Source organism: Ensifer sp. SL37, from assembly GCF_026672675.1.
Classification (GTDB): domain Bacteria; phylum Pseudomonadota; class Alphaproteobacteria; order Rhizobiales; family Rhizobiaceae; genus Ensifer; species Ensifer adhaerens.
This window is the reverse complement of record NZ_JAPPRN010000006.1, coordinates 3,158,201-3,183,003: the sequence shown is the minus strand read 5'-3', so window position 1 is coordinate 3,183,003 and position 24,803 is coordinate 3,158,201. Positions and strand designations below refer to the sequence as shown.

At 64.1% G+C, this 24,803-nt stretch carries 21 protein-coding genes, 2 pseudogenes and 1 riboswitch; of the genes and pseudogenes, 7 read left to right on the top strand and 16 right to left on the bottom strand.

What is annotated here, in order from left to right:
* Positions 1–42: 42 nt before the first annotated feature.
* From OVA00_RS27665 to OVA00_RS27635, 7 genes are all read right to left on the bottom strand, one after another.
* Entirely contained in the window at positions 43–948 is a 906-nt protein-coding gene (locus OVA00_RS27665; RefSeq protein ID WP_326494145.1) for an MBL fold metallo-hydrolase, read from the bottom strand.
* Between the two features lie 12 nt (positions 949–960).
* Complete coding sequence (locus OVA00_RS27660; RefSeq protein ID WP_060601107.1) at positions 961–2,517, bottom strand: caspase family protein; 1,557 nt, start codon at positions 2,515–2,517, stop codon at positions 961–963.
* Between the two features lie 314 nt (positions 2,518–2,831).
* The gene (locus tag OVA00_RS27655; RefSeq protein ID WP_034788099.1) at positions 2,832–3,110 is read right to left on the bottom strand and encodes a hypothetical protein; all 279 of its coding nucleotides are present in this window, start codon (positions 3,108–3,110) and stop codon (positions 2,832–2,834) included.
* 168 nt (positions 3,111–3,278) lie between these two features.
* Positions 3,279–6,086, bottom strand: a complete 2,808-nt coding sequence (locus OVA00_RS27650; protein ID WP_176960255.1) for a mechanosensitive ion channel family protein — start codon at positions 6,084–6,086, stop codon at positions 3,279–3,281.
* 126 nt (positions 6,087–6,212) lie between these two features.
* Complete coding sequence (locus OVA00_RS27645; RefSeq protein WP_060601111.1) at positions 6,213–6,773, bottom strand: DUF924 family protein; 561 nt, start codon at positions 6,771–6,773, stop codon at positions 6,213–6,215.
* Positions 6,774–6,866: 93 nt separating this feature from the next.
* Positions 6,867–7,850 carry a FecCD family ABC transporter permease gene (locus OVA00_RS27640; protein WP_268090380.1) on the bottom strand — a complete coding sequence of 328 codons (984 nt, stop codon included), beginning with the start codon at positions 7,848–7,850 and terminating at the stop codon, positions 6,867–6,869.
* Between the two features lie 87 nt (positions 7,851–7,937).
* Positions 7,938–8,441, bottom strand: coding sequence for an ABC transporter substrate-binding protein (locus OVA00_RS27635; RefSeq protein ID WP_442780562.1), 504 nt, complete (start codon positions 8,439–8,441; stop codon positions 7,938–7,940).
* Between the two features lie 15 nt (positions 8,442–8,456).
* Here OVA00_RS27635 and OVA00_RS27630 point away from each other — a divergent pair.
* Positions 8,457–9,646, top strand: a protein-coding gene (locus OVA00_RS27630; RefSeq protein ID WP_112977085.1) for an IS3 family transposase whose coding sequence is annotated in 2 segments (ribosomal slippage) — positions 8,457–8,706 and positions 8,706–9,646 — 1,191 coding nt in all. Because the reading frame shifts where the segments join, the coding sequence is not laid out codon by codon here.
* Positions 9,647–9,654: 8 nt separating this feature from the next.
* On the opposite strand, the pseudogene OVA00_RS27625 reads toward OVA00_RS27630, so the two are convergent.
* From OVA00_RS27625 to OVA00_RS27610, 4 genes and pseudogenes are all read right to left on the bottom strand, one after another.
* Positions 9,655–10,167, bottom strand: a pseudogene (locus OVA00_RS27625) (ABC transporter substrate-binding protein); the annotation flags it as partial.
* The gene (locus OVA00_RS27620) at positions 10,164–10,967 is read right to left on the bottom strand and encodes an ABC transporter ATP-binding protein (RefSeq protein ID WP_268090000.1); all 804 of its coding nucleotides are present in this window, start codon (positions 10,965–10,967) and stop codon (positions 10,164–10,166) included. The gene OVA00_RS27620 and the pseudogene OVA00_RS27625, both read right to left, overlap by 4 nt.
* 22 nt (positions 10,968–10,989) lie before the next feature.
* The gene (locus OVA00_RS27615) at positions 10,990–11,403 is read right to left on the bottom strand and encodes a DUF1636 family protein (RefSeq protein WP_034788085.1); all 414 of its coding nucleotides are present in this window, start codon (positions 11,401–11,403) and stop codon (positions 10,990–10,992) included.
* A gap of 105 nt (positions 11,404–11,508) precedes the next feature.
* Positions 11,509–11,724: riboswitch (cobalamin riboswitch) on the bottom strand.
* A 183-nt stretch (positions 11,725–11,907) separates the two neighbouring features.
* Positions 11,908–12,384 carry a RidA family protein gene (locus OVA00_RS27610; RefSeq protein ID WP_268089999.1) on the bottom strand — a complete coding sequence of 159 codons (477 nt, stop codon included), beginning with the start codon at positions 12,382–12,384 and terminating at the stop codon, positions 11,908–11,910.
* Between the two features lie 481 nt (positions 12,385–12,865).
* Here OVA00_RS27610 and aspT point away from each other — a divergent pair, with 481 nt between their 5' ends.
* From aspT to OVA00_RS27595, 3 genes are all read left to right on the top strand, one after another.
* Positions 12,866–14,554, top strand: a complete 1,689-nt coding sequence (aspT, locus tag OVA00_RS27605; RefSeq protein WP_226020693.1) for an aspartate-alanine antiporter — start codon at positions 12,866–12,868, stop codon at positions 14,552–14,554.
* A gap of 58 nt (positions 14,555–14,612) precedes the next feature.
* Positions 14,613–16,265 carry a bifunctional aspartate transaminase/aspartate 4-decarboxylase gene (locus tag OVA00_RS27600; protein WP_051659121.1) on the top strand — a complete coding sequence of 551 codons (1,653 nt, stop codon included), beginning with the start codon at positions 14,613–14,615 and terminating at the stop codon, positions 16,263–16,265.
* A gap of 179 nt (positions 16,266–16,444) precedes the next feature.
* Complete coding sequence (locus tag OVA00_RS27595) at positions 16,445–18,124, top strand: aspartate:alanine exchanger family transporter (protein WP_051659120.1); 1,680 nt, start codon at positions 16,445–16,447, stop codon at positions 18,122–18,124.
* A gap of 178 nt (positions 18,125–18,302) precedes the next feature.
* Here OVA00_RS27595 and OVA00_RS27590 read toward each other — a convergent pair whose 3' ends face one another.
* The 4 genes and pseudogenes from OVA00_RS27590 to OVA00_RS40090 all read right to left on the bottom strand — a co-directional run.
* Positions 18,303–18,782 carry an SRPBCC family protein gene (locus OVA00_RS27590; RefSeq protein ID WP_134887794.1) on the bottom strand — a complete coding sequence of 160 codons (480 nt, stop codon included), beginning with the start codon at positions 18,780–18,782 and terminating at the stop codon, positions 18,303–18,305.
* Between the two features lie 128 nt (positions 18,783–18,910).
* Positions 18,911–20,686: an SLC13 family permease gene (locus tag OVA00_RS27585; protein WP_034788081.1), complete on the bottom strand. Its 1,776-nt coding sequence runs from the start codon at positions 20,684–20,686 to the stop codon at positions 18,911–18,913.
* A 284-nt stretch (positions 20,687–20,970) separates the two neighbouring features.
* Positions 20,971–21,420: a hypothetical protein gene (locus tag OVA00_RS27580; RefSeq protein ID WP_268089997.1), complete on the bottom strand. Its 450-nt coding sequence runs from the start codon at positions 21,418–21,420 to the stop codon at positions 20,971–20,973.
* 74 nt (positions 21,421–21,494) lie between these two features.
* Positions 21,495–21,629, bottom strand: a pseudogene (locus tag OVA00_RS40090) (DUF4339 domain-containing protein); the annotation flags it as partial.
* 294 nt (positions 21,630–21,923) lie between these two features.
* Between OVA00_RS40090 and OVA00_RS27575 the strand changes: the two are divergent.
* The gene (locus OVA00_RS27575; RefSeq protein ID WP_034788071.1) at positions 21,924–22,223 is read left to right on the top strand and encodes a hypothetical protein; all 300 of its coding nucleotides are present in this window, start codon (positions 21,924–21,926) and stop codon (positions 22,221–22,223) included.
* Positions 22,224–22,241: 18 nt separating this feature from the next.
* On the opposite strand, the gene OVA00_RS27570 is transcribed toward OVA00_RS27575, so the two are convergent.
* Positions 22,242–23,135: a LysR substrate-binding domain-containing protein gene (locus OVA00_RS27570; RefSeq protein ID WP_034788068.1), complete on the bottom strand. Its 894-nt coding sequence runs from the start codon at positions 23,133–23,135 to the stop codon at positions 22,242–22,244.
* Between the two features lie 142 nt (positions 23,136–23,277).
* Here OVA00_RS27570 and OVA00_RS27565 point away from each other — a divergent pair, with 142 nt between their 5' ends.
* A complete protein-coding gene (locus OVA00_RS27565; protein WP_268090379.1) occupies positions 23,278–23,670 on the top strand; it encodes a RidA family protein in 393 nt (130 codons plus the stop codon).
* 1 nt (position 23,671) lies between these two features.
* Positions 23,672–24,784, top strand: coding sequence for an NADH:flavin oxidoreductase (locus OVA00_RS27560; protein WP_134887789.1), 1,113 nt, complete (start codon positions 23,672–23,674; stop codon positions 24,782–24,784).
* The last annotated feature ends 19 nt before the right edge of the window (positions 24,785–24,803 follow it).

The window sequence follows — 24,803 nt, the reverse complement described above, 5'->3', positions numbered from 1 at the left end:
CCGTGCCGCACAACAGCTTGCCTACTTCGACCTGTCGGCCGCCTAGACCACGGGCGGTATCAGGGTCAACACGTCGCCATCATCCGGAATGAGCAACCTGGGCAAGGCGATGCCGTGGGCGCTGGCAGCGGCGCGGAGATCACCTCGGCTGACCGTCGCATGGTCGAGCGCCTCCATGTGCGTTGCAACCACGATGCTCGTCTTGGAGGCCTCGCAGACCGCGATCGTCTGCGCCGCATCCATCACGATCAGGGCGCCGTCCCAGCGTGCGCCGCAGGAATGGGTGACGATCACATCCGGCTTCGTATCGTGGATGGTCTTTTCGATGGCCGGATAGAGCACCGTGTCGCCGGCCCAGTAAACCGTCGGCTCGCCCTTGGCCTCAAGGCTGAAACCCATGACCGGCCCCATGTCCTGAACGACAGGACCAAGGCCGTGGCTGCCGTCACGTCGGGTGAGCTTCAGGCCCTGCCACTGCGCCTTGCCGAGAAGGGGCGTGACGTCGCGAAAACCAGCGCCACGGATCGCCTCCTCGTCGCCCGGCTGGCAGAAGATCGGCAGCCCCTTCGGCAAGCGATGCTTGGCGGTGTCGTCGAAGTGGTCCTCGTGCAGATGCGAGATAATGACGAGTTCGACCCCGGCAAGAATGGTATCGGTGTCGAACGGCAGCCCGACCAGCGGATTGGGCGCCCGCCCCGCAAAGGACGGCAAGCTGTCCTTCGGCCCTAGAAAGGGATCGATCAGCACCGTGTGACCGGCATAGTCGAGCTTGAGTGTCGCATTGCGGATAAGCTGGAGCTTCATGGGGTGTCCTCCCTTGCCGGAACCGGCCTTGACCATCGCGGCGATCCTTGCGCATGCGGCAGCGAAATCAAGCCCTGAAATGACGCGCGAGGGTTGAGAAACGCCGCCGCCCTTCACGCCAACCCCGTTCGATGGCGCCAGCATGCGCTGTCCGCTTTACCGCCAGCCGCAATCCCACGGCTGGCCCCTTGCGGTGCGATGACAGGCAAAGGCCCGGCCGCAGGAATGGGTGGCGGAAATCGTCATGCGGCCCCGGCCCGAGCCGCGGGCAAACATCTGCCGGAACGCGACATCGGCATTTGCGGGGCAATTGGCAAAGCTCTTTTTCTGCAGTTCGGCCGGTGGGCTGATCGCACGGGTGCCGGTGTTTTTCTGCGGTGCCTTGATCGTGCCTTGCGTCTCGCCTGGTTGCGGCAGCTTCGCCTCGCGCCGGATCGTGACGCAGCGCCCATCCTTCGCCTCTTCGTTACGGCCGCAAGCAAGCGGGCAGATCCGCACCTTCTCCGATTTCAGGCGACCGAGCACGTCGCTGGAGGGTTCGAGCGTCGCAAGGTCGACCTTTGCGAACTTGCCGAAGGCTTCGAGCGCCTTGCGGCTGCCGGCACCCCAGACGCCATCCTCGCTGCCGGCGCGACAGCCCAGCCGGTTGAGCTCAACCTGTACGGAACGGGCCAATGTCGTGTCGTCGGCATTGGGCGCGGCCAGCGCCGGATCGATGGCCGCCACGGCCTGGCCACCCGATCCGCCGGGCACGCCTTCGGATGTAGGCACTGAAGCCCGCTCGATGATCTTGATCTTTGCCTTGGCGAGCGATGCGAACGCACCGTCGGGATATTGCTGCAGATAGGCGTCGAAGAGGTCGCGGTCGGTCGCATCCTTGATCGTTTCCCAATAGGCAAGCTCGGCGGCCTGACCCGTCGCAGGCGCCTCGGCCGGCGCCGGCTTGCCGTCAACGGCGGGCTTCAGCACCACTTCGCCGGTCAGCGAGGAATTGTCCCAGGGCACCTGCTTGCCGCCGGTTGCCGCCAGCACGTCGCGGCGCACGTCGATCAGTTCGCGGGTGATGTCGCGCCCCGGCTGGCCGAGATGTTTCAAGAGCGCCGATGTGAACGGCGAATTGCGCCCCGATCCGTCGAGGGCAACATTGCCGGGCTGGGTGGAGAAAGCGATCAGCGTGCCGATGCCGGTGCCGACCTTGGCCAGACCGCGGCCGACCGAGGCGGAGCGCGTGCCCATCGAGCGGGCGAGATTGACCGCTAGCGGATTGTCGCGGCAGGCGTCGAGCAGGATGATATTGACCCGCGTACTGCGCTCCATCGCCGACAGGATCAGGTTCATCGGCACCGCCTCGAATTCGAGATCGACAGAGGAAGCGAGCGTGGCATCGACGGGGGCGAGATAGTTTTCGCCGTTCACCTGCAGGCCGTGGCCGGCATAGAAGAACAACGCGAGGTCGGCGCCGTCGAGCCGGCCGACGAAGTCCCGCACCGCACGGCGCACACCCGAAAGGTCGAGATCAGCGCCCGTCACCACCTCGAAGCCCAGCCCTTCGAGCTTTGCCGCCATGTCGTGCGCGTCATTGCCGGGATTGGGCAAGGTGGCCACATGCTGATAGGCGGAATTGCCGATGACCAGCGCCACCCGCTTTTCGGCCAGCGCCTCCGATGCGAAAAGCACCAGCAGAACGGACAAGGCGATGCGAAGGAATGGCATGGCTCCCCCCGGCAATGCGCGGATGATCGCGACCACGCGCGTCACCCCAACGCCCAAGCGTGCTACCGGCAATGCAGCCTGTCAATGCAAGGAGAGTGTCCGGCAGGCCCGACGCGGGCTTGCCCGCCCGAACGAATGAGAGCTTCGGCGCCCTCGCCCATCCCTTGGGATTAGGCTTCGAGCGAAGAGAGCACCGCGACCGCTACTAAAGGGGCTGCCGGCGCCATCAGCGACGGCACCTGCCGACCTATCGAGCGAATGGAGTGCCGCCCGACAGCGGCGCGCCTGCCGCACCGCTGTCGCGGAATGAAAGGTTACTTGACGACGACGTTGCCGTTGACGATCTCGACGTTCTCATCGCCCTGCAGGCCGATGCGGTCACCGCTCGGCGCGGTGACGAAACAGCCGCTGGGGCAGATCATTTCGGTCGCTCCGGATGCGATCGCCACTTCCACACGGCTTTCACCCTCGACGACGATCAGAACGGCGGTCTCGCTGTCCTTGTTCGTGACAGTCGCGGCACTGGCAGCACCGGCCATCGGCGCGCCGGCCATCAGCAAACCGGAAAGCAAAGCAATCACAAATTTCTTCATCGCCCATCGACGCCAGACGCGCCGCCCTCTTGCCGAGCCGGCCGCCCCGTCGGTTACGCGACGCTGCGCCGGCCACCTCTTCAGCCGATGACCAGCGTAGTCGGTCACCAGAAGAATTGCATGCTTTTTATGGCAGGCCGGCTGAATAGTGGCTGAACGGTCCGTTTATCAGCGGTTTGGGTTTGCCCGGCGGCTGGCGCTCCGGCGGCTGCTTGCCCCCTCCACTTCGCGCTCCTCGTCGAGCGGCGCCGCAGCGGCAGTTTTCTTGTCCGAAGCGGCAGACTTGGCTGCGGCCCTTTCCTCGGCGGAGGTGGCGCCCTTCGGCTCGCCGACCTCTTCCGGGTGGTGGCTTTCGATGCCGGTCTGGTCCTCGACCGGCACGTCCTCGATCTTGACCGGGAACGGCGCGCCGATGCCCTCGTCGCGGAAGCGTTCGTAGATCGAGACACGCAGGTCGTTGCGCACGCCGCCGCCGGTCAGGACGTCGGCCACGTAGATGCGCAATTCGAAGGTCATGCGGTCATCGCCAAAGGCGGTGAAGCCAACGCTCGGCGACGGGTTCTTCAAGACCATGGGATGGGCGGCCGCGATCTCGGCGAGCAGCTCCATGATCCGGCGCGGCTCGCTGGCATAGGTGACGGTGATGGCGATTTCGGAGCGGCCGAGCTTGTTGCGGTGCGTCCAGTTGCCGACCGAGGCGTTGATGAGCAGCGAGTTCGGCATCATGATCGACTGGTGCTGGAAGGTCTCGATCTCGGTCGCGCGGACAGAGATGCGCTTGACGAAACCTTCCGTCGTGCCGCTGACGATCCAGTCCCCCACCTTGAACGGGCGCTCGACGAGCAGGATGAGCCCCGAAACGAAGTTCGAGACAATGTTCTGCAGGCCGAAACCGACACCGAGCGAGAGAGCACCGGCAACGAGCGCGAGGTTGGAGAGGTCGATGCCGGCCGCCGACAGGCCGATCAGCCCCGCAAGCCCGACGCCGGTATAGCCGATGCCGGTGCGGATCGAATTGCGCACGCCCGCATCGACCCGGCTGCGTGCCATGATGTTGCCGTCGATCCAGCGCTGCACGAAACGGGTGACGGCGTAGCCGAGCGCGAAGAACAGGATGCCGGCGAGGATGCCAACCAGCGAAATCGTGATCGAGCCGATCTTGATCTCGGTCACCATCCGGTAGGCCCAGGACTCGATGTCGGCGACCTGGAAGCCCCACTGCAAGAGGATCAGCGGGATGAAGAACATCACGACCAGCGCGTAGATGCTGAGGCCCGCGGCAAGGCCGATCTGGTCGAGCGCCACCTGTTCGAGATTATAGCGCCGCTCGAGATAACGCCCGGCGGCGGTCTCGGCAAAGGCGCCCTGCTTGGCAACCGCCCGGCCGGTGAGGATGCCGATATACATCGTGACGAGGATCGCGCCCGTAATGATGATCTGCGTGGCGATGAAGCGGGCAAGACCGACATAGCCCGACACAGCGGCAATGATGAGCAAGGCGCCGGTCGCGAGCAGCGCGAAAGACACCACCCGCGGCCAGGCGCGGCCATGGGCGTCGAAGGATTCATCCTTCCTGAGCGTCGGCTTGATCCAGGCCGAAGCCATGATGATCAGGCCGATGACGATGGAGGCAATGTAGCTCTTGACGACGGTCAGGACGACAGGCGAACCGAGCGCCTCGCTGACGCCGCCGAAGAGGTAGTCGAGGCCGTTGACCAGCGCCATGGCGAAGATCGCGATCATCAGCATCCGCGCGCCGCGATCGGAAACCCGGACGAGCCGCCAGCGCGAATCGCGCGGCGACAACACGGCCTGAGCGAGCCTCGTCACGAAGAAGACGACGACGGCGACCCCGAGCGTGATTGCAATGATCGGTGCGATATCGGAACGCAGCACGTTGAAGCCGCGCAGGAACAGGAAGCTCGAGACCGCGAAGGCTGCCGACGCGATGGTCGGGATCAGTGTCGACCAGAATGCGACGGAGAGCCGCCGGAAGTAGCTCGGCTCCTCATCGGTAATGTCATGCTCGATCAGCGGGCGAAAGAGCCTGCGGCTGCCGGAAAGGAACACGAGCGCCGCCAGCAGCGACAGGAACAGCGCCGTCAGGAGCGGCACGCGCTTGTAGTTCCAGGCAAAGCTCAGCCAGCTCCCGACGCTGCGCGACAGCACCCGGGTCTCGTCCGCCGTCGCCGTCAGCGCGTCGTCGAACATTCCGGTCGACACTTCGGTGTTCTTCAGGAGCGTATTGGAAAACAGCGCGCGCCTTGTCGCGGTAATGGCGTTGGACAGCTTCGTCGCCTGCACCGACAGGCCTTCCGCCTCGCCGGTCAGCGCATTGATGGCACCACGTTCGGCCATCAGCCGCTTGCGCTCGGCCGTCACAATGTCGGCTTCGGGCGGTTGCCCCTCGGCCGGCGGATCGCCAAGTTCGGTCAGCCGCGCCTTGATTTCGTCGAGGCGCGGGCGGGTCGAAACCGAAACGCCGATGATCTGTTTGGCGAGCGCGTCGACCTGAACCTTGAGGTCGGCAAGCACGATGTCGTCGTCCTTGGCTTTCTCGACCCGTTCGGTCAGTCCCTTCAGTTCCTCGTCGGCCTTGGTCAGCTGCTCGGCCGCCTGGCTCTGGGCCGGCGGCGTCGCATCCGCCGGCAAGGCATCGGCCGCCGGCTGGGCATTCTGGGCAGGCTGTGTGGTTGTCGCCGCAGGTTCCGTGGCACCGGGGGTCGCCCCGTTCTCCGCTGGCTGCGCCTCCTGCGCCGGCTTGCCGGCAGCAGGCTGGGCGGCGGTCTGGGACGATTGTGCCCCTTGCGGCGATTGCGCCGGCTGTGTCGATTTCTGGCCCGCCTGCCCGTTTGCCTGTGCGGTTTGTTGCGCTGTCGGCTGCGCCGCCTTCTGGGCCATGACCGGGCCGCCCACGGCAAGCGCCAGCAGGCAGACGAGAATGGCGGGCAGTTTTCCGACAGAACGCAATTTCATGATCCTTGCAGATTGAGACCGTGGTCCGGAATCGCTCCGGCCGTCTTCACGTTTCGATGTGAATACGAAAGACGGCGGAAAGATGCAAAGAACGGCGATAAATCCCCGTCAGCGCCCGCTTTCCCGTTAAAAACCGGCGCCGGGCTGCGCCAGATAGGCAAGTTCGGCCTCCGTCGAGGGCCGCGCCAGGAAGGCGTTGCGATGCGGGAAACGACCGAACTGCTCGATCACCTCGCGGTGCCGGATGGCATAGTCGAGATAATCGGCATCGCCGAGCTCGGTAAAGAGCTTCACCGACATGGTCTGGTCGGTAAGGTTTTCCGAATGCTCGAAGGGCAGATAGACGAAGGCGCGCCATTCCGGCTTGATCGCCATGTCGGCACCGGCGCCAACGGCGAGCTTGGCCTCGTGCAGTGCCAGGCAATCGGTGGCAAAGGCGAGCGGCGTGCCGCGAAACATGTTGCGCGGCATCTGGTCCAAAAGCACGATCGCCGCCAGCCGGTTTTCCGGGCTCGCGCGCCAGATCTCGTCGACACCACGGGCCAGCGCCAGGTGCGACGCCTGGAAGCGGCTGATACAGGCCTGGTCGAGTTCGTGGCTCGTCCCGAACCAGTCGTCATAGGTGAGTTCGCCAAACCAGAAATTCAGAACGTCCTGCGGCGTGCAGATGTCAGCTTCGTTCGCCATATGCTCCTCACATGCGGGCCAATCGTCGATCCCTCGGCTGCGCTAACACATAGGCCGGAACCGGCCCTTGTCCATAACGTGTTCCTACCCGCCTTACGCGCGTCGCTTCAGGATGGCAATGAAGGCGATGCCGCCGACGAGCCCGGTGACGACGCCGATCGGCATGTCCTCCGGCGCCATGATGACGCGGGCCGCCAGATCCGCAAGGATGAGCGTCAGCGCCCCGAAGAAGGCCGAGAGCGGAATGACCCGCACGTTGTCGCTGCCGGCCAGAAGCCGCACGAAATGCGGCACCATCAGCCCGACGAAACCGATCGCGCCGGAAAAGGCGACCATCACCCCGGTCAGAAGTGCGGTGACGACGAACAGCGTCAGCCGGAAGCGGCGCACGGGAATGCCGAGCGTCATCGCGGTTTCGTCGCCCATGGCGAGCGCATTGATTTCGCGCGCCCGGATCATCAGCCAGCCGAGGGAGGCGAAAAGCACCACGCCGGGATAGACGAGCTGCGACCATTGCGCCAGGCCAAGACCGCCGAGCATCCAGAAGATGACCGTATGGTTCGCCCTCGGGTCCCCAAGGAAAATCATGAGGTTGCCGACGGATGTCAAGACGAAGGCGACCGCGACGCCGGCCAGCACGAGACGGTCGGCGCTGCTCCCGAGCACGCGGGAGACGAAGGCGACGAGCACGGTTGCGAGCAGCGCGCCGGCAAAGGCAAAGAGCGGCACCGTGGCAAGACCGAGGATCATGCCGGTGTGCAGCAGCGCCACGATCGCGCCGAGCGCGCCGCCGGAGGAAACGCCGAGCAGATGCGGATCGGCAAGTGGATTGCGCGTGACCGCCTGCAGCACGGCGCCAGTCAGCCCCAGCCCGGCGCCGACGAGGCCCGCCAGCATGACGCGCGGCAGGCGCACGTCCCAGACGATGCTCTCGCGCCCCGCCGACCAGAAAGCCTCGACGCTGCCCGGAGAAATCTTGCTGGCGATGATCGACCAGACGGTCGCAACCGGGATCGGCGCCGAGCCGAGCGATACGCCGGCCGTGACGGTCAAGGCCAGCAGCAAAAGCGCCGTCATGAGACCGGCACCCGCCTTCAGCGCCCGTGCCGGCGCTAGGCGTGAAACGGCGACGGGACCAGGCGACGCATCCTCAGCCAGCATCGCTTACAGGCCCTCGCCCTGAAAGGCCTTGGCAAGCCTGGCAATGGCGTCGATGTTGCGCGGGCCTGGCGTCGCTTCGACATAATCGAGCACGACGAAGCGATCGTTCTTGACGGCATCGACATTCTTGAAGGCTGCATTGTTCTTCATGAAGGCGATCTTGTCCTCGGCCTTCACCTCGCCGTAGTTGACGATGACCACCACTTCCGGGTTGCGCTCGATCACCGGTTCCCAGGAGATTTCCACCCAGCTCTTTTCCACGTCGTCCATGATGTTGGCGCCGCCGGCGGCCTCGATCATCGCCGTCGGAATGCCGAAGCGGCCGGAAGTAAACGGCTTCTCTTCGCCGGAATCATAGACGAAGACCCGCGTCGGGTTAGCCTTGCCGGCGTTCGCCTTGGTGATCTCGGCAAGCTGGCGGCGATAGCCGTCAACCAGCGTCTCGGCGCGATCCTCGATGACCTTGCCCCGTTGAAATAATCCATTTTGAAGTAAGCTCTGGCCCATTGAGAGGACCAGGGAATGAAGCGCAACCGTTTCACAGACGAACAGATCATCGTCATTTTGAAGGAGCACGAGGCTGGCACGCCCGTCTCGGAGCTTTGCCGCAAGCACGGCGTCAGCGATGCCAGCATCTATAAATGGAAGGCCAAATTCGGCGGCATGGACGTATCCGAAGCCAAGCGGCTGAAGACGCTGGAAGACGAGAACACGAAGCTGAAACGGCTCCTGGCAGATGCGATGCTCGACAATGCGGCCTTGAAAGACCTTTTGGGAAAGAAGTGGTGACGCCCGCAGCAAGGCGGAAAGCTGTCGCTCATCTGATGGATCACCACCAGATGAGCGAACGGCGGGCGTGTAAAGCCATCGGCTTTTGCCGGATGATGATCCGTTACGAAACCAGGCGCAGCGATGACCATGACCTTCGCGAGCGGATGAAGGCGCTGGCGCATGAACGCCGCCGCTTTGGATATCGACGCCTTCATGTGCTGCTCAGGCGTGAGGGTCACCTTGTGAACCACAAGCGGCTCTTCCGGCTCTATCGGGAAGAGAAGCTGACGGTGCGCAAGCGCGGCGGTCGGAAACGAGCGATAGGCACACGAGCACCGATGCTGATCCCGCTTGCCGCCAATGATCGCTGGTCACTGGACTTCGTGTCGGATCAACTCACCGATGGCCGCAGGTTCCGGATTCTGACGGTCGTCGACGATTGCACCAGGGAATGCCTGGCTCTCGTCGCCGACACGTCGCTCTCCGGCCTGCGGGTCGCCCGTGAGCTGGATCGGATCATCGAGGGACGAGGCAAGCCGAAGATGATCGTCAGCGACAATGGCAGTGAGTTCACCAGTAACGCGATCCTGCAATGGACGGATCGGAGCAAGGCGGATTGGCACTACATCGCGCCGGGCAAGCCGATCCAGAACGCCTTCATCGAAAGCTTCAATGGGCGGCTGCGCGACGAGCTCTTGAATGAGACGCTCTTCTCGTCACTGGCCCATGCTCGATCGGCGCTTTCAAACTGGCGCAGCGATTACAACGATCATCGACCACACTCTGGACTCGGCTGGATGACACCTGCCGAGTTCGCTCAGACAATCAACCCGCGACGTGATGCGGTGCTGCGCAGCCGGAATGGCTCCGCACCGCAACCCGCCGCTACCGCCCCCAATACAGCAACCCAAAACCGCTGGAGCAAACTCAAAACTGGATAAAACTTGGGGGCAAGGTCATCGACGCCGAAGATGCGGCCGAGATTGAGAAGATCGACGAACATGTCGTTCATATCAGGCTTCTGCTTGGCCATCACGTGGATGCAGGATTCGGTCAGCTCGTAGACGCCGATCTTGAAGGGCGCCAATGTCTCGGGCGTGACCTCGCCGCCGACCTTCATGCCGTAGTTCCAGCCGGCAAAGAGGAAATCGGCATCGGCGTTGAGCAGCACTTCCTTGGTCGGATATTTCTCCGAAAGCTCCGGCAGTTCCTTGACGCCTTCGCGCAGCTTCTCGTCCAGCGTCTTCCAGCCGGAGACGCCGGTATAGCCGACCATGCGGTCCTGGAGCCTCAGCGCCAGCATCATCTCCACCAGGTTGACGTCGTTGGCGATCGCGCGCTTCGGCGCCGCGTCGAAGGTCACCTCGCGGTTGCAGCTCTTGACGGTGACCGGATAGGCCAGCGCCGGCGTGGCGGCGGCAAGCACGAAAAGAAGGGAAAATGGGGCAATATTGATCTTCATGAAATCGATCCCTGTCGAGGAAGTGAAAAGGAAAAGCGGGCGCCGCCGGCAGCGGCATTGTGAACGGTGGCGGTGACGCCGAAGGCGGCCGAAAGCTCGCCGGGGCTGAGCACCTCTTCGGGCGGGCCGAAGGCCGTCAGCCGCCCGGCGGTCAAGATCGCGACATCTGTCGCAAACTCGGCGGCGAGATTGATGTCGTGCAGCGTCGAGACGATTGTCAGTTTCAGCGTCTGCAAGAGCTCGAGGATTTCGAGCTGGTGGCGGATGTCGAGATGGTTCGTCGGCTCGTCGAGGATGATGATGCGCGGTTCCTGTGCCAGCGCGCGGGCGATCAGCACCCGCTGCTTCTCACCGCCCGAAAGCGTCGAGAACTGGCGACCGGCAAGATGGGCAAGATCGAGATGCGCGAGCGCATGCTGCACCCGCTGGCGGTCGAAATCGTTCCAGCCGCTCAAGCCCTCCCGCCGCGGAATGCGTCCCATCATCACGACGTCGCGCACGCTGAAGGGAAAATCGCCGGGCATCTCCTGCAAGACGACGGCGATTGTCCTTGCCGCCTCGCGGGCCGAGATCGACCAGAGATCGACGCCATCGACCGAAACACGGCCGGCATTCGGCTGCACCGCCCGGTAGAGGCAGCGCAGAAGCGAGGTTTTGCCGGCGCCATTCGGCCCGAGGATCGCAAGCCGGCTGCCGGCCGCGATCGCAAAGCCGATGTCGTTGACCAGCGTCAGGCCCGAACGCGGCCCCCAGCGAAGGCCCTCGACCGTGAGGGCTGCACCCGTCGCGTTGCAGCTCATGGGTTCGTTCCTCTGCGCGACCTCATTGGAAGTGCCCGCCAAGATCTTCGGAGACGAGCATCGCCGCGGGAATGCGGGCAAGCGTCTTGCCTTTCAGCCCGCGCGGCCGTTCCGCCGCCCGCGTCATGCCATCGCCACGCTCGGCATAGGTTGTGGCAAAGCGCACGAGATCGTCGATGTCCTCTTCCGGCGAGACGTCGCCGAAGAGATAGGTCGCCTTCCCCGTTGCCTGGAAGGCGATGGTGCAGGGCCGCGTGCAGGCCGCCATGCAGACCGTTCCGGCGATCGAGAAGTCGCGATCGAGCGGTGCGCCGAGCGCTGCGATGCTCAGGTTGAGCCGCTTGATCAGCTCGGCACCGGGCACGCATGGGCCGCCGGTGAAGCGGCAATCGGTGCAGACCGTTATCTTGTGCTGTCGGAAATTCGGCTCAGCCATTCCTGCCCTCCGCCGGACTGACGGCAAGAGATGGCGAAACGGCAAGAGGACGGAAAACCGTCGTATGAAAGCCAGTTCTTTTCCATCGGAACACCCCGTCCGTTGTGGTTGATCGGTTCGATGGCAGGTCTCCTGGCTCGCGGGTCGTGGCGCATCCACGTCTTCCCGGTCTTCGACCAGTGACATGGTGTGAATGCGCTTTCCGCTCACAGTTGCGGGGGCAGCCACGGTCTCGGCCCCATCAGGGTCGTCCGTTCCGTGTTCCCTTTTCAGCCGCTTCCGCATTGTCGCGGACGCAGCACCATCAACGCCTTCCTCGCATGAATCGGCGGATGAGACAACCGCACGACACAGGCGGGAGGGATCTATCAACATGCGGCGTTTCGTCATGCGAGATTTGTTATAAAATAACATTACGTAGCGCAAGCCGAAAATTGGGCGCCGGACACAATCCGACGCCCGCGATAGCGACCACCTTTCCGCTAAAAGACGTGCCGTGCTACCTCAGAACTCCGGCGGCAAGAGTTCGGCCGTCAGCGTCACCGCGACAGAGGCGTTGCCCGGCAGGTTGCGCACGCCGCAGACGGAGCGAACATGGCCAGCCCTTTCGCCAAAGGCGGCCGCCAGAAGCTCGGAAGCACCGTCGAGGACCTTCGGGTGCTCCAGGAAATCCTCAGTGCAGGCGACATGTCCCTCCAGCCGGACGATCTGGCGAATACGCTCGAAACGGCCGAGATGCTCATGGATCTGCGCCAGCGCGTTGAGCACTGCCAACTCTGCGGCCTTGCGCCCCTCGTCGATGGTCACATCGCGCCCGAGCAGCCCCGTATGCACGAAGCGCCCGTCCAGCAATGGCCCCTGCATCGAAACATGAAGCATCTCACCCGCCTCGATCACCGCGCGGTAGGCGCCGAGCGGCCTCGGCGGCGTCGGGAGCTCAACGCCAAGTGCGCCGAGCCTTCGGATAACCTCGTCCATCATTGCTTCCCCTCCTCGTCACCTTACGAACCGGCCGCCTTGCGGAGACGACACCGCTTTTTTCTCAAGCCCTCGAAGTTCTGCCGCCCCTATCGCAAGCAGCAAGACGCGCCGTTCCGTGCCCAGCAACTTTTCCAAGCATAACCAAGAGAAAACGCCTCATGCTTCACGTTGGGAGATAACGTTACGAATTACAACACCAGAGTTGAAGTGCCATCGCGATCCGGGCCAGTGCCGCGGTCTTGCGATCGAATGCGACCGACACATCGCGGCGGCCTCGATCCCCAACCCCAAGCAAAAACGCTGAAATGTAACATACGTTACGCTCACGTAACCCTATGCCCGTTGAGAATTTCGACGACCGAAGCGACAATTGCCGGGATTAAGATTGGGCATCGACAAGCCTCGGAAACAAGCTCAACTTAGCCGCGCAGATCCCGAAATGAAGTGACGGCAACTCAACTTTCAGAGGGGAATAGCATCAGTGAATCCCATTGATTTCTTCGTCGACACGCTTCGGACCTATCCGCCTGTCGCCGTCTTCCTCGCCCTCGGCATCGGCTTCCTCATCGGTCCGATCAAGGTCGCGGGGTTCAACCTTGGAAATGTCACCGCCACGCTGCTTGCGGGCGTTCTCATCGGACAGCTGGGTATCCAGGTTTCCGGCGACCTGAAATCCACCCTGTTTTTGATTTTCCTCTTCGCCGTCGGCTACGGCGTCGGGCCGCAATTCGTGCGGGGCTTGAGCACCGATGGACCGAAACAGATCGCCTTTGCGCTCTCCGTGCTGGTGCTGTGCCTCGTCGTTCCCTATCTCTGCGCGCTGATTGCCGGGCTGCCGCTCGGCTATGGCGCCGGCATGTATGCCGGCTCGCAGACGATCTCGGCTGCAATCGGGGTTGCGACCGACCAGATCAATTCGCTCGGGCTGACGCCGGAGCAGGCCAAGACCTTTGCCGACCAGATCCCGATCGCCTATGCGGTGACCTATATCTGGGGCACGATCGGCTCGGCGATCATCCTCGCCCAGCTCGGTCCCAAGCTTCTTGGCATCGACCTTCCGGCGGCCTGCCGCGAATACGAGGCCAAGCTCGGCGGTGGCAGCGAAAGCAGTGAGCCCGGCATTACCCGCGCCTATCACGACTTCGGCCTCCGGGCCTATCGCGTCGACGCGGCAAGCGGGCTCACCGGGAAACCGGTCAAGGACATCCTTCCCGGGATCCGCGTCTTCGTCGAGCGCCTGCGGCGCGGCGACCAGATCATCGAGGCCGATGGCAACACCGTGCTGCAGCCGGGCGACGTCGTCGCCTTTTCGGGCCGGCGTTCGCTGCTCGTCGAAAACCTGGACAACAAGCTGCTCGAGGTCGAGGACAAGGAGCTGCTCAACGCGGAAGCCGAAGTCCTCGATGTCTACGTGACCAGCAAGGCGCTCGCCGGCAAGACGCTGGCGGAAGTCAGCACCATGGATTGGGCGCGCGGCGTCTATGCCCGCAAGATCATCCGCTCGCTGGTCGAGATCCCGGTGCTGCCCGGGACGACGGTCGAGCGCGGCGACATCGTCACCATCGGTGGCGCGAAACGCCATGTCGAAGCGGCGATCAAGGCGCTCGGCTTTGCCGACCGGCCTGTCGAGACGACCGACATCGCCTTTCTCGGCTGGGGGCTTTTCATCGGCGCGATGATCGGTGCGCTGACGATCACGATCGGCGGTATCCCGATCGGCCTTTCGACCTCCGGCGGCGCGCTTCTGGCCGGCCTCGTGCTCGGCTGGCTGCGCACCACCTACCCCGCCTTCGGCCGCATCCCGTCACCGGCGCTGTGGCTGATGAACACGCTCGGCCTCAACATCTTCATCGCCGTCGTCGGGATCGGCGCCGGCCCGGGCTTTGTCGCAGGCCTGCAGGAGGTCGGCATTTCGCTGTTCATCTGGGGCGTGGTCGCCACGTCGATCCCGATGATCGCCTCGGTGCTCCTCGGCCACTATGTCTTCAAGTTCCACCCGGCGATCCTGTTTGGCGCCTGCGCCGGTGTGCGAACGACGACGGCAGCGCTCGGCATGATCCAGGAGGCGGCCAAGAGCAAGGTGCCGGCGCTCGGCTACGGCATGCCCTACGCCATCGGAAACACGCTGCTGACCATCTTCGGCCTCGTCATCGTCATTATGCTCGCCTGAGGCGAACGGGCGAAGCCGACCATCGTTCAAAATGCATAGATCACAGGGAGTGTGGACCATGTTGGACAGAAATTTCTACGACAGCCTATCCGATCTCAGCCCGTTCGAAATCAAGGACGAACTGATCAAGCTCGCCAAGTCGAGCTCACAGAAATCCGCCAAGGCTTTCCTCAATGCCGGCCGCGGCAACCCGAACTGGACGGCGACACGCGCTCGCGAGGCCTTCTTCCTGCTCGGCCAGTTTGCGCTGACGGAAGCCAAGCGCGCCTATTACGACCCGAAGGCCGGCGTGGCCGGCATGCCGCCGAAGGACGGCGCCCACGCGCGGTTCGAAAAGTGGACGAAGAAGCTGCTGCAAAACACGGCTGACTGGGACGAAGAGGATGAAGGCATCCCGCCGGCAAAGACGCTTTCCGACGCCGTCAACTACGCCATCACCACCTTCCGCTTCGATGCGGACGCCTTCGTGCACGAGCTCACGGACTCGATCATCGGCGACAACTATCCGGTTCCCGATCGGGCGCTGCACCACAACGAGATCATAACCCACGAATACCTGATGTGGGCGATGTGCGCCGGCCACCGACCGAAGGCAAAGTTCGACCTTTACCCGGTCGAAGGCGGCACTGCCGCCATGTGCTACATCTTCAAGGCACTGAAGAACGCCCGCCTGCTTAACGCCGGCGACACGATCGCGCTCGGAACGCCGATCTTCACGCCCTATCTCGAAATGCCGGAGCTGGAGGACTACGATCTCAAGACCATCAACGTCAGCGCCGAGCAGGAGGACCGGTTCCAGTTCACCGACGAAGACATCAAGGCGCTGGAGAACCCCAAGGTGAAGGCGTTGTTCCTGGTCAACCCCGGCAACCCGTCCGCCGTGGCGATGGATCCGGATTCGATCAAGCGCCTTGTCGACCTCGTCAACAAGAAGCGCCCCGACCTGATCGTGCTGACGGACGACGTCTACGGCACCTTCGTTCCGGGCTTCCAGTCGCTGCTTGGGCATCTGCCGCGCAACACGATCGGCGTCTACTCCTATTCGAAGTACTTCGGCTGCACCGGCTGGCGCCTCGGCGTCATTGCCGTCGCCGAGGACAACATCTTCGACGAGAAGATCAAGGCCCATGGTGAACCGATCCAGAAGCTCCTCGAAAAACGCTACAAGGCGATGACGCCGAAGCCGCGCGAGGTGAAGTTCATCGACCGCATCGTCGCCGACAGCCGCGACGTGGCGCTGAACCACACCGCCGGCCTGTCGCTGCCCCAGCAGGTGATGATGACGCTCTTCGGCCTGGTCGAGCTGATGGACGTCGAGAAGGCTTACCAGAAGGCCTGCATCGCCATCTGCACCAAGCGCTTCTGGAACCTGATCGAGGGCATGGGGGTCGAGTCCAATCCGGGCATCTATTTCGACCACTATTACGGCATCATCGACTTCGAGTTCTGGCTGCGCAAATATGTCGGCGAGGATGTCGTCACCTGGGTGAAGGACAACATCCACCCGCTCGACATTCCCTTCCGGCTTGCCGAGGACCACGGCATCGTGCTGCTCAACGGCTCGGGTTTCGATGCGCCGAGCTGGTCGGCACGCGTCTCCTTCGCCAACCTCAATGACGAAGCCTATTCGCAGATTGGCCGCGCCGTGCGCTCGGTGGCGCGCGGTTACGTCCAGACCTACCAGGCCGCCAAAGGCCTGAAGATCAGCTAGCCGATCGGGCGGCCGGCAGCCATGCCGGCCGCCCTTCCCCAACGCCTGGCCAGTGTTTCCCTCGGCCGACAAGCATCCCCGCATCTCCGGCTGGCGACTTTCTTTCCGCCGGCTCAGCGACCAGCGCATCATCCAGCTGAAGCGGCTTTCTTCGGCTTGGCACCGGGAGGAACCGCCGCGTGATCGACCACCTGTTCAGCATCCTGCGGGCGCATCCGGAGCTTGCCCTGTTCCTCGCGCTCGGCATCGGCTACGCGGTCGGCAAGATCACCATCTTCGGTGTCACCATCGGCGCCGTCACCGGCTGCCTGCTGGCGGGCGTGCTGATCGGCCAGACCGGTGCTGTGCTCTCCAACGACGTCAAGCAGGCGTTCTTCCTGCTCTTCCTCTTTGCAATCGGCTACCGCACCGGCCCGCAATTCTTCCAGAGCCTCAACGCCGACGCGCTGCCGCAGATCGCCGTCACCGTCACGCTCTGCGTCGTCGCGCTCGCCGTTGCGATCGTGCTCTCGATGCTCTTTGGCTTCGATCTTGGAACCGCAGCCGGCGTGCTCGCCGGCGGCGCGACGGAATCGGCGACTGTCGGCGTGGCGATCGACACCTTCCGCAAAACGGCACCGACGCCGGAAGCGGCGAGCCAGTTCGAATCCGCCGTGGCGACCGGGTTTGCCGTCGCCTATCTCGTCGGTGTCGTCACCGCCATCCTCGTCCAGTCGCAACTGGCGCCGCGGATGTTCGGCCGTAGCCTCAAGGAGGCCTGCGCCGAGCTAGAAGCCGAACTGAAGATCGCGCCGCAGACGAGCGGCGACACCGCACGGCGCGAAATCGAGGCGCGCGCCTTCGTCATCGCCGACGCCCTCGTGGGGCTGACGGTCGCGGAAGCCGAAGCGCGCGTTCCCGAAAACCAGAAGGCCTATATCGAGCAGATCCGCCGGGGCGAGGAGATCATCACCCCAACGCCCAAGGAGCGCCTGCAGGCTGGAGACATCATCGCCGTTGCCGGTCTTCGCGGCTTCCTCGTCGAATATTCCAGTCGGATCGGCACCGAGATCGACGACCGCACGCTGCTCGATATCCCGGTTGAAGTGCTCGATATCGTGGTGACGAACAAGGAGGTTGCGGGAAAACGCCTGTGGCAGCTGAGGCAGCAGCCGGAAGCGCGCTCGGTGTTCCTGCGCGGCATCCTGCGCGCCGGCCAGCCGATCCCGATCTTTCCTGGCCTCACCGTCCGCCGTGGCGACGTGATGTCGATTGCCGGCGCCAGACGCCATGTCGAGGAGGTGGCGAAGCTGCTCGGCTATGCCGACCGTGAGACCACCGCAACCGACATGGTCTTTGTCGGCGTCTTCATCTTCCTCGGCGGCCTCATCGGCATCCCTGCCCTGAAACTCGGCGCGCTCGAAATCGGCCTCGGCGTCGCCGTCGGCGTGCTGATCGCGGGCCTTTGCGCCGGCTGGCTGCGCTCGGTCCGGCGCACCTTCGGTTTCGTGCCGGAGGCAACCCTGTGGTTCTTCGACAGCGTCGGGCTCTGCGCCTTCATCGCCTGCGTCGGCATCTCGGCCGGCCCGAGTTTTGTCGCCGGCCTCGTCCAGTCCGGCCCGGCGCTGGTCATCGCCAGCCTGCTGATCTGCCTGATCTCGCATCTGGCCGCACTTGCGCTCGGCCGCTGGGTCTTCGGCATGAACGAAGGCGTGCTCGCCGGTACCTGCTGTGGCGCCGGAACCTCAGCCCCGGCGCTTGCCGCCGTGCAGGAAGCGGCCGGAAGCAAGGTCCCGACACTCGGCTACGGTCTCGGCTACGCGATCGGCAACGTGCTGCTGGCGCTCTGGGGCGCGGTTCTCGTCACCGTTCTGGCGTAGCGCAGGGAGGCTCCGCTCGGTGTCGAACTGCGAGACGTTGCGGTTGTGAGGGGGCCAGCCGACCCGGACAACGCCGCCGCGGCGCGCCCTCTCGTTACGACACAAGAACGCGCGGCCCACAGCGGCAGCGCCCGCAAATTGTGTCGAACGCGCCCGTCCGACTGCCGACCGCCAGGGGCTAGACGCCTTCCAGAAAGTGCGCTTTCTGCGCCGGATAATAGTCCGAAAATGACGGCAAAGCCTTGCCGGCGCGCGCGGCGACCAGCATATCGAGGTAATATTCCCAGCCCGGCCCGACGTCGCCTGCGAGTTTCGGGTCGCTCAAATGTTGAACCAGGCGCAGCTCCGTCGTGCCCCCCGTCTGCGTAAACGTCAACGCGATACGCCACTCGCCGGCGTCATCCTTCATCACCACGACCAGGCGGTGCGGCGCGGCGCACTCCTCGATCAGGACATCCGTCCATGGCTGGCTTTTCTCATGGAGCAGTTGCAGCCGCACGGTCTTGCCGGGCCCCGCTTCGCCTTCCCAGCGGCCGAACCAGAGCGCGGTGCTCTCGGACTTTGTCACGCTCGTCCAGACGTCGGCGACGGGTGCATGAAACGTGCGCGTCAGGATCAGGTCATTGCCACTGACGTGGCCGGTGGGCTTGGGGCTCATGCCATCTTCTCCCTGTTGTCGCTCACGGATAGGCAAATCTGCGGCGGGCGCTACCGCGCGTCTACCTGTACACGGTAGCGGCTATTTATGCGAGCATCCCTGCGGGCGAGGCGCCACTCGCACCACACCTAGCGCAGCGGCCACACCAGCATCAGTGTCGGGATGCTGACGATCACGATCACCACCGACAGCGGAAGGCCGAGGCGCGGATAGTCGCTGAACTTGTAGCCGCCCGGCCCCATGACCAGCGTGTTGCACTGGTGGCCGATGGGCGTGAGGAAATCGCAGCCGGCGCCGATGGCAACTGCCATCAGGAAGGCTTCCGGCTTGTAGCCGAGCGCGCCGGCGAAACTCGCGGCGATCGGCGCCATAACGAGCACGGTGGCGGCATTGTTGAGGAACGGCGTCACCGCCATGGCGGCAAGCAGGATGATCGTCAGCGCGCCGGCCGGCGGCAGGCCTGCGGCAACCGTGCCGAGCCAGGCCGCAATGACATCGGTGCCCCCGGTCGTGCGCAAGGAATCGCTCACCGGGATCAGCGCCGCCAGCATCACCAGGATCGGCCCATCGACCGAGCGATAAAAATCGCGCAAGGGGATGATGCGGAAGACGACCATGGCGAGGGCCGCCGCGAAAAAGGCGATCGGCACCGGTACAAGTCCAACTGCCGTTGAGCCCATCGCGGCCGCCAGAACCAGAAGCGGCAGCGGTGCCTTTCGCGTCGTGCCAAGCAGGATCTCGCGCTGCGCCAGCGGCAGGCAGCCGAACTCCTGCAGGAAGAGCGTCAGTTCGCGCCGCGCGCCCTGCAGCACAATGATGTCGCCTGCCCTCAAGCGAATGCTGCCGAGCCGCTGCTTCAGCCTCTCGCCCTGGCGGCTGACGGCGAGCAGGTTGATGTTGTGGGTGTTGAACAGCGCCAGGCGCTGTGCCGACATGCCCTCGAGCGGCGAACCGCTGCCGACGACAGCTTCGATCGCCTCGATCTCGTCCCCGGCCTTTTCCCGCCCATGCGGCGCGCGGTCGCCGGCAATCTTCAGCTTGCCTTGCGAGACGATGCGATCGAGCGCTCCCGGACCGCCTTCAAAAATCAGGATGTCCTCGGCTTCGAGGGTAACGTCGGGAAGCGGCGCCAGATGCAGGCCGCGGCGAAAGATGGCGATGACGACGGCGCCGCCGTCGCCCAGTTTCACCAGATTGCTGAGCGCCTTGCCGATCGCCGGCGAACCGGCGGCAACAACCGCCTCGGACGTATAATCGGTGATCTCGATCGCCGAATGGACGGAGACCTGGCTGCTGGAGCGCTGCGGCACCAGCTTGTAGGCAAAGAGCAGGAAGATGCAGCCGACCAGCGCCAGCGTCGCGCCGACGGGCGTGAAGTCGAACATCGTGAAGCTCTCGCCGGTCAGCTCCTGGCGCACCCGTGAGACGACGATGTTCGGCGACGTGCCGACCTGGGTCATCAGCCCACCGATCAGCGAGCCGAAGGCCATCGGCATCAGGAAGACCGAAGGCTGGACATTCGACCGCCGGGCAAACTGGAAGGCGACCGGCAGCATGATTGCCAGCGCCCCGATGTTCTTGATGAAGGCGGAAAGCACTGTCACCGTGATGACCAGCAGTGCGAGCTGGGCCCGGACCGATGAGATGTTCGGCAGGAACCGCTGGATGGCGGCGTCGACGATCCCCGAGCGCGCCACCCCGGCGCTGACGATCAGGGCGCTGCCGACGATGATGACGATGTCGTCGCTGAAACCATCGAAGGCATGATCGTAAGGCACGATGCCGACGGCGACCGCCAGCATCAGCGCCGAACAGGCGATCACGTCGTATCGAAACCGCCCCCAGATAAAGAAGACCATCATGGCGCCGATGACGAGAAACGCGAGAGACTGTTCGGCGGTCATGCAATATCCGGGTTCAGCAAAGAGACTGGGCGGGACGGAACGTGCGGCCGACACAAGCCGAAACGCGCAATCCGCGCAGAAGTTCACACAAGACGTAACCCATGTTTCGGCAAATCGGAATTCATCTCAGCGACAAATCTGGGCATGAGTGCGAAGCGCATGGACCGCCGGCCGCGCCCGGCGGCGAGGCGACAGCCCCTGCCGCCCGCTACTCGATGGTCCCGAATACGGCCGTCTCCAGCGTATCGATCGCCTCGTCCCGCTTCTTGCCCTTCATCAGAAATCTAACCATCCGCCAGGCGTCTCGCCCGCGCAGCGCAATGGTTATCTCGGCGGTGGCGTCCGGTTCCTTGAGCGACTTCATCGCCAGGCGCCCCTTGGCCGTTGATCATAATCGGCGTCCAGTCCGCGCTCGCCTCGTATCCCGCCCTCGCCTGCAGTTCGGCGAGCACCTCGGCATTTGGCCGTTCGTTCATTGTTGCCAGGACCTGCTCGTGCCCGAAATAGACGCCGCCTGTCTGGTCCGAGCTGATCGCAAAGAGCATGTTGTCGCGCGAGAGATCCTCGACGTGCCAGGCGGCCCCGAACGTCGTCTGCCTGCTTATCACCGGATTGACGAAGGTCCGCATCGGGGCGATGCGGGCCACCAAGGCAGCCGGTATGTAAAGCAGCAGCATGTCGAAAATGCGCGCCAGAAAACGGGGCCATGGCCGGGCAAGTGGATATTCGGGCACTGGCGGCGGCACGTCGGCGGACGGTCCGGGTCCTGGCGTCGCGCGGCGGAGGCCGCTTTGATTTCGGCCATGTCGCAGGCCGGGATCCGCTCCCCGTGTCCCTGCCGCCAAACCAGCACATCCGGTGAAAGCTCGTCCCGCGCGATCATCACCAGCAAAATGTTGTCGCTCACGGGCCCGTGTCGCTCGACCCGATCACATAGTGCCACGCTGCCATTTCGCCCCCAAAGGCGCGTCCAAAAAAGCTCGGAACGCACCCGAACGCCAGGTTGCGCGCAAGCCCGCCGCAACTGTCGCGGTCAGGCATTCCACAACTGGGACAAGCCGTGAACATTTGCAAGCATTGCTTGCCGGAATCCGCATGACAGAACTTGGAAATTTCCGTTTAAGCGCTACACTTTAGAAGAGAGTGCTGGACCGCACCGGCAACGATCGTCCAAGGCGTTTCCGCCTGACGCTTGACGCCGTGTGGGCCAGGCTCAGCCATTCTGAGGATCGCCGACATGAAACACGCTTTTGCCGCCCTCTCCGTCGTGCTGCTTCTCAGTGGCTGCACGGCGACCACCGGCCCCGACATCAGCTACGGTTACTCGCCGAACATGCAACCGATTCCCGGCAGCATCACCTATGGCGGGCAACCGCGTACCAAGCTGAAGAAGGCACCCGTCGGCAGCATCGTCCCGCACCAGTTCATCGATTCCTACGGCCGCAAGGTCTACGAGACCTATATCATCGAGCCCGACCGTTCGTTGCGCCTCACCAGTCGCCGTTGGGCGCCGGACTTCCTCGGATTCGACGACTGAACGAGATCACCTCACGGATCAGGCATCGCCGCTGAACTGCGCGTGCACCCAATCGCGAAGCACGCGGGTCGCTGGCCGGTCCGCCATGCGCGGACTGTAGACCAGGTCGTATCGGTCGCTTTCCAGCGTCAGGTCGAACGGCTGGACGAGAATGCCGGAGGCAAGCTCCTCGGCGACCAGCGTGAGGCTCAAGAGGGCAATGCCCTGCCCGGCGATGGCCGACTGCACGGCATGGATCTCGTCGGTAAAGGAAAGCCCCGCGCCGGCCTCGACATCGGTGGCGCCAGCCCGTTCCAGCCATTGCCGCCAGACCGGCGCGCGCGCATCGTGGCGGCGCAGCGTGCCCCAATCGTAGTGGATGAGCGTCGCGTGCTTGAGGTCCGCGGCACTGGCCGGCGCCAGTCGCGGCACGCAAACCGGGGCGAAACGATCGGCGAACAGCGGTTCGGTGACGAGGCCCGGATAATCACCGCCGCCAAGGCGGATCGCTGCATCCGCATCCACCTCCAGATCGACCATCCGGTGGGAGGCGTCCAGCCTCAGCGTCCACTCGGGATAGGCTTCGCGGAAGGAACCGGCAAGCGGCGCCAGGCGCTTGGCGACGAAGGCGACGGTGGACGTCAACCGCGCCACCTTGCTCGCCTCCTGCCGGCGCATGTCGGCGATCGCCTGCTCGAAACGGTCGAGGCCATCACGCAGCACCGGAAAGAGCACCTGTCCCGCAGTGGTCAGCCGGACCTGCCGCGTCCCTCGTTCGAAGAGCTTCGTCTCCAGCATCTCCTCCAGCTGGCGGATCTGGTGGCTGACGGCAGTGGCCGAGACGTTCAGTTCCTCGGCCGCCAGCTTGAAGCTCATCCGCCGGGCGGCCGCTTCAAAGACCCTGAGTGCGCCGAGCGGCGGCAACTTCCTCATGATTTCCTCAATGGATGAACTCAGCTCATCTGTCGGCTGAGAAATCACTCTTTGTCAGCCGCCGAATGGCCTAGCATATTGGGATCAACAGTGAAGGCAACAGCGCCAAGCTGAGAAAATCTCAAGCATGAAAGGACATCTTATGTCTCTCGAACAGGTCGTCACCCAGCCGGATCCCTACGCGCCCTTCCTGCTTTCCCAGGCGATCAAGGCCAATGGCTTCGTCTTCGTCTCCGGTCAGGCGGCAATCGGCGACGACGGCAAGCTCGTCGGCGTCGGCGACTTCGACCGCCAGGCCGAACAGGCGTTCCGCAATCTCGGCCGGGCGCTCAAGGCGGCGGACTCTGGGTTAGACAAGATCGTCAAGGTCACGATCTTCCTGCGCTCCATGGAGAATTTCGCCAAGATCATCGAGCTGCGCCGCAGGTGGTTTTCCGCCCCCTATCCCGCCGACAGCATCATCGAGGTCTCCTCGCTCTATTCGCCAGACGCGCTGATCGAGATCGAAGCGATCGCGCTCGATGGAGGCAAGTGACATGAACGCACCGTTTGGCATCGCGTCCCCCGCCTTCACCGGCACCCGTCTCAAGGGGCTTGATTTCGCCAATCGCCTGTCCGTGGCGCCGATGACCCGCATCAGCGCCACGGCGGCCGGCGCGCCCAGCGAGCGCATGCAGCACTATTACCAGCGCTTCGCCCGCGGCGGCTTCAGCCTGATCACGACCGAGGGCATCTACACCGACAAGGCCTATTCCCAAACCTACAAGGACCAGCCGGGCCTGACCGACCGGGAGCAGGCTCTCGCCTGGCGACCGATCGTCGAGGCCGTTCATGCGGAGGGCGGGCGAATCTTCGCACAACTGATGCACGGCGGCGCGCTGGCGCAGGGCAACCCGCACAGGCCCGAGACGGTAGGCCCCTCCGCCGTCCGGCCGAAGGGCAGCCAGTTGACCGGTTATCACGGCGACGGCCCCTATGCCCTGCCGCGCGAGATCAGCGATGCCGAAATCGCCGAGGCGATCGAAGGGTTCGCCAGTGCCGCCCGGTTTGCAATCGAGGTTGCCGGTTTCGACGGCATCGAGATCCACGGCGCCAACGGCTATCTGCTCGATCAGTTCTTCACGGACTTTTCGAACCGGCGGGCGGATCGCTGGGGTGGAGATATCGTTGAGCGGCTCGGCCTGTCACTCGAAGTGCTGAAGGCAGTGCGCGTGGCGATCGGCCCCGACGTCCCGCTGGGGCTGCGGCTCTCCCAGAGTAAGGTCAACGACTTCAGGCACAAATGGGCAGAACGCGAACAAGGTGCAGCCCGCGTGTTCGAGGCGCTCGCCGAAAGCCCGGCAGACTTCGTGCACGTGACCGAGTTCGAAGCCTGGAAGCCGGCCTTCGAGGGCGGCGACGCCTCGCTCGTTTCCCTCGCCCGCCGCCACGCGCCGCGCCTGTTCATCATCGCCAACGGCAGCCTGCACGATCTTGACCGCGCCGAGGAGGTGATGGAAGCCGGTGCCGACATGATCGCGCTTGGCCGCGGCGCGCTCGTCAATCCCGACTGGCCACAGCTCACCGCGAAACGCACCGCTCCGCGTCCGTTCGACCTGCCGTTCCTTGCGCCGATCAGCGATATCAAGGACAGCGAACTGGCTCTCTGAATGCAGAGAAACGGGCGCG

What these genes read in the sequence shown, in the direction of transcription:
- OVA00_RS27665 (WP_326494145.1), bottom strand. Translation starts at nt 948, where the DNA reads ATGCTGGCGCCATCGAACGGGGTTGGCGTGAAGGGCGGCGGCGTTTCT.
- OVA00_RS27660 (WP_060601107.1), bottom strand. Translation starts at nt 2,517, where the DNA reads ATGCCATTCCTTCGCATCGCCTTGTCCGTTCTGCTGGTGCTTTTCGCA.
- OVA00_RS27655 (WP_034788099.1), bottom strand. Translation starts at nt 3,110, where the DNA reads ATGAAGAAATTTGTGATTGCTTTGCTTTCCGGTTTGCTGATGGCCGGC.
- OVA00_RS27650 (WP_176960255.1), bottom strand. Translation starts at nt 6,086, where the DNA reads ATGAAATTGCGTTCTGTCGGAAAACTGCCCGCCATTCTCGTCTGCCTG.
- OVA00_RS27645 (WP_060601111.1), bottom strand. Translation starts at nt 6,773, where the DNA reads ATGGCGAACGAAGCTGACATCTGCACGCCGCAGGACGTTCTGAATTTC.
- OVA00_RS27640 (WP_268090380.1), bottom strand. Translation starts at nt 7,850, where the DNA reads ATGACGGCGCTTTTGCTGCTGGCCTTGACCGTCACGGCCGGCGTATCG.
- OVA00_RS27635 (WP_442780562.1), bottom strand. Translation starts at nt 8,441, where the DNA reads ATGGGCCAGAGCTTACTTCAAAATGGATTATTTCAACGGGGCAAGGTC.
- OVA00_RS27620 (WP_268090000.1), bottom strand. Translation starts at nt 10,967, where the DNA reads ATGAGCTGCAACGCGACGGGTGCAGCCCTCACGGTCGAGGGCCTTCGC.
- OVA00_RS27615 (WP_034788085.1), bottom strand. Translation starts at nt 11,403, where the DNA reads ATGGCTGAGCCGAATTTCCGACAGCACAAGATAACGGTCTGCACCGAT.
- OVA00_RS27610 (WP_268089999.1), bottom strand. Translation starts at nt 12,384, where the DNA reads ATGATGGACGAGGTTATCCGAAGGCTCGGCGCACTTGGCGTTGAGCTC.
- OVA00_RS27600 (WP_051659121.1), top strand. Translation starts at nt 14,613, where the DNA reads ATGTTGGACAGAAATTTCTACGACAGCCTATCCGATCTCAGCCCGTTC.
- OVA00_RS27590 (WP_134887794.1), bottom strand. Translation starts at nt 18,782, where the DNA reads ATGAGCCCCAAGCCCACCGGCCACGTCAGTGGCAATGACCTGATCCTG.
- OVA00_RS27585 (WP_034788081.1), bottom strand. Translation starts at nt 20,686, where the DNA reads ATGACCGCCGAACAGTCTCTCGCGTTTCTCGTCATCGGCGCCATGATG.
- OVA00_RS27575 (WP_034788071.1), top strand. Translation starts at nt 21,924, where the DNA reads ATGAAACACGCTTTTGCCGCCCTCTCCGTCGTGCTGCTTCTCAGTGGC.
- OVA00_RS27570 (WP_034788068.1), bottom strand. Translation starts at nt 23,135, where the DNA reads ATGAGGAAGTTGCCGCCGCTCGGCGCACTCAGGGTCTTTGAAGCGGCC.
- OVA00_RS27565 (WP_268090379.1), top strand. Translation starts at nt 23,278, where the DNA reads ATGTCTCTCGAACAGGTCGTCACCCAGCCGGATCCCTACGCGCCCTTC.
- OVA00_RS27560 (WP_134887789.1), top strand. Translation starts at nt 23,672, where the DNA reads ATGAACGCACCGTTTGGCATCGCGTCCCCCGCCTTCACCGGCACCCGT.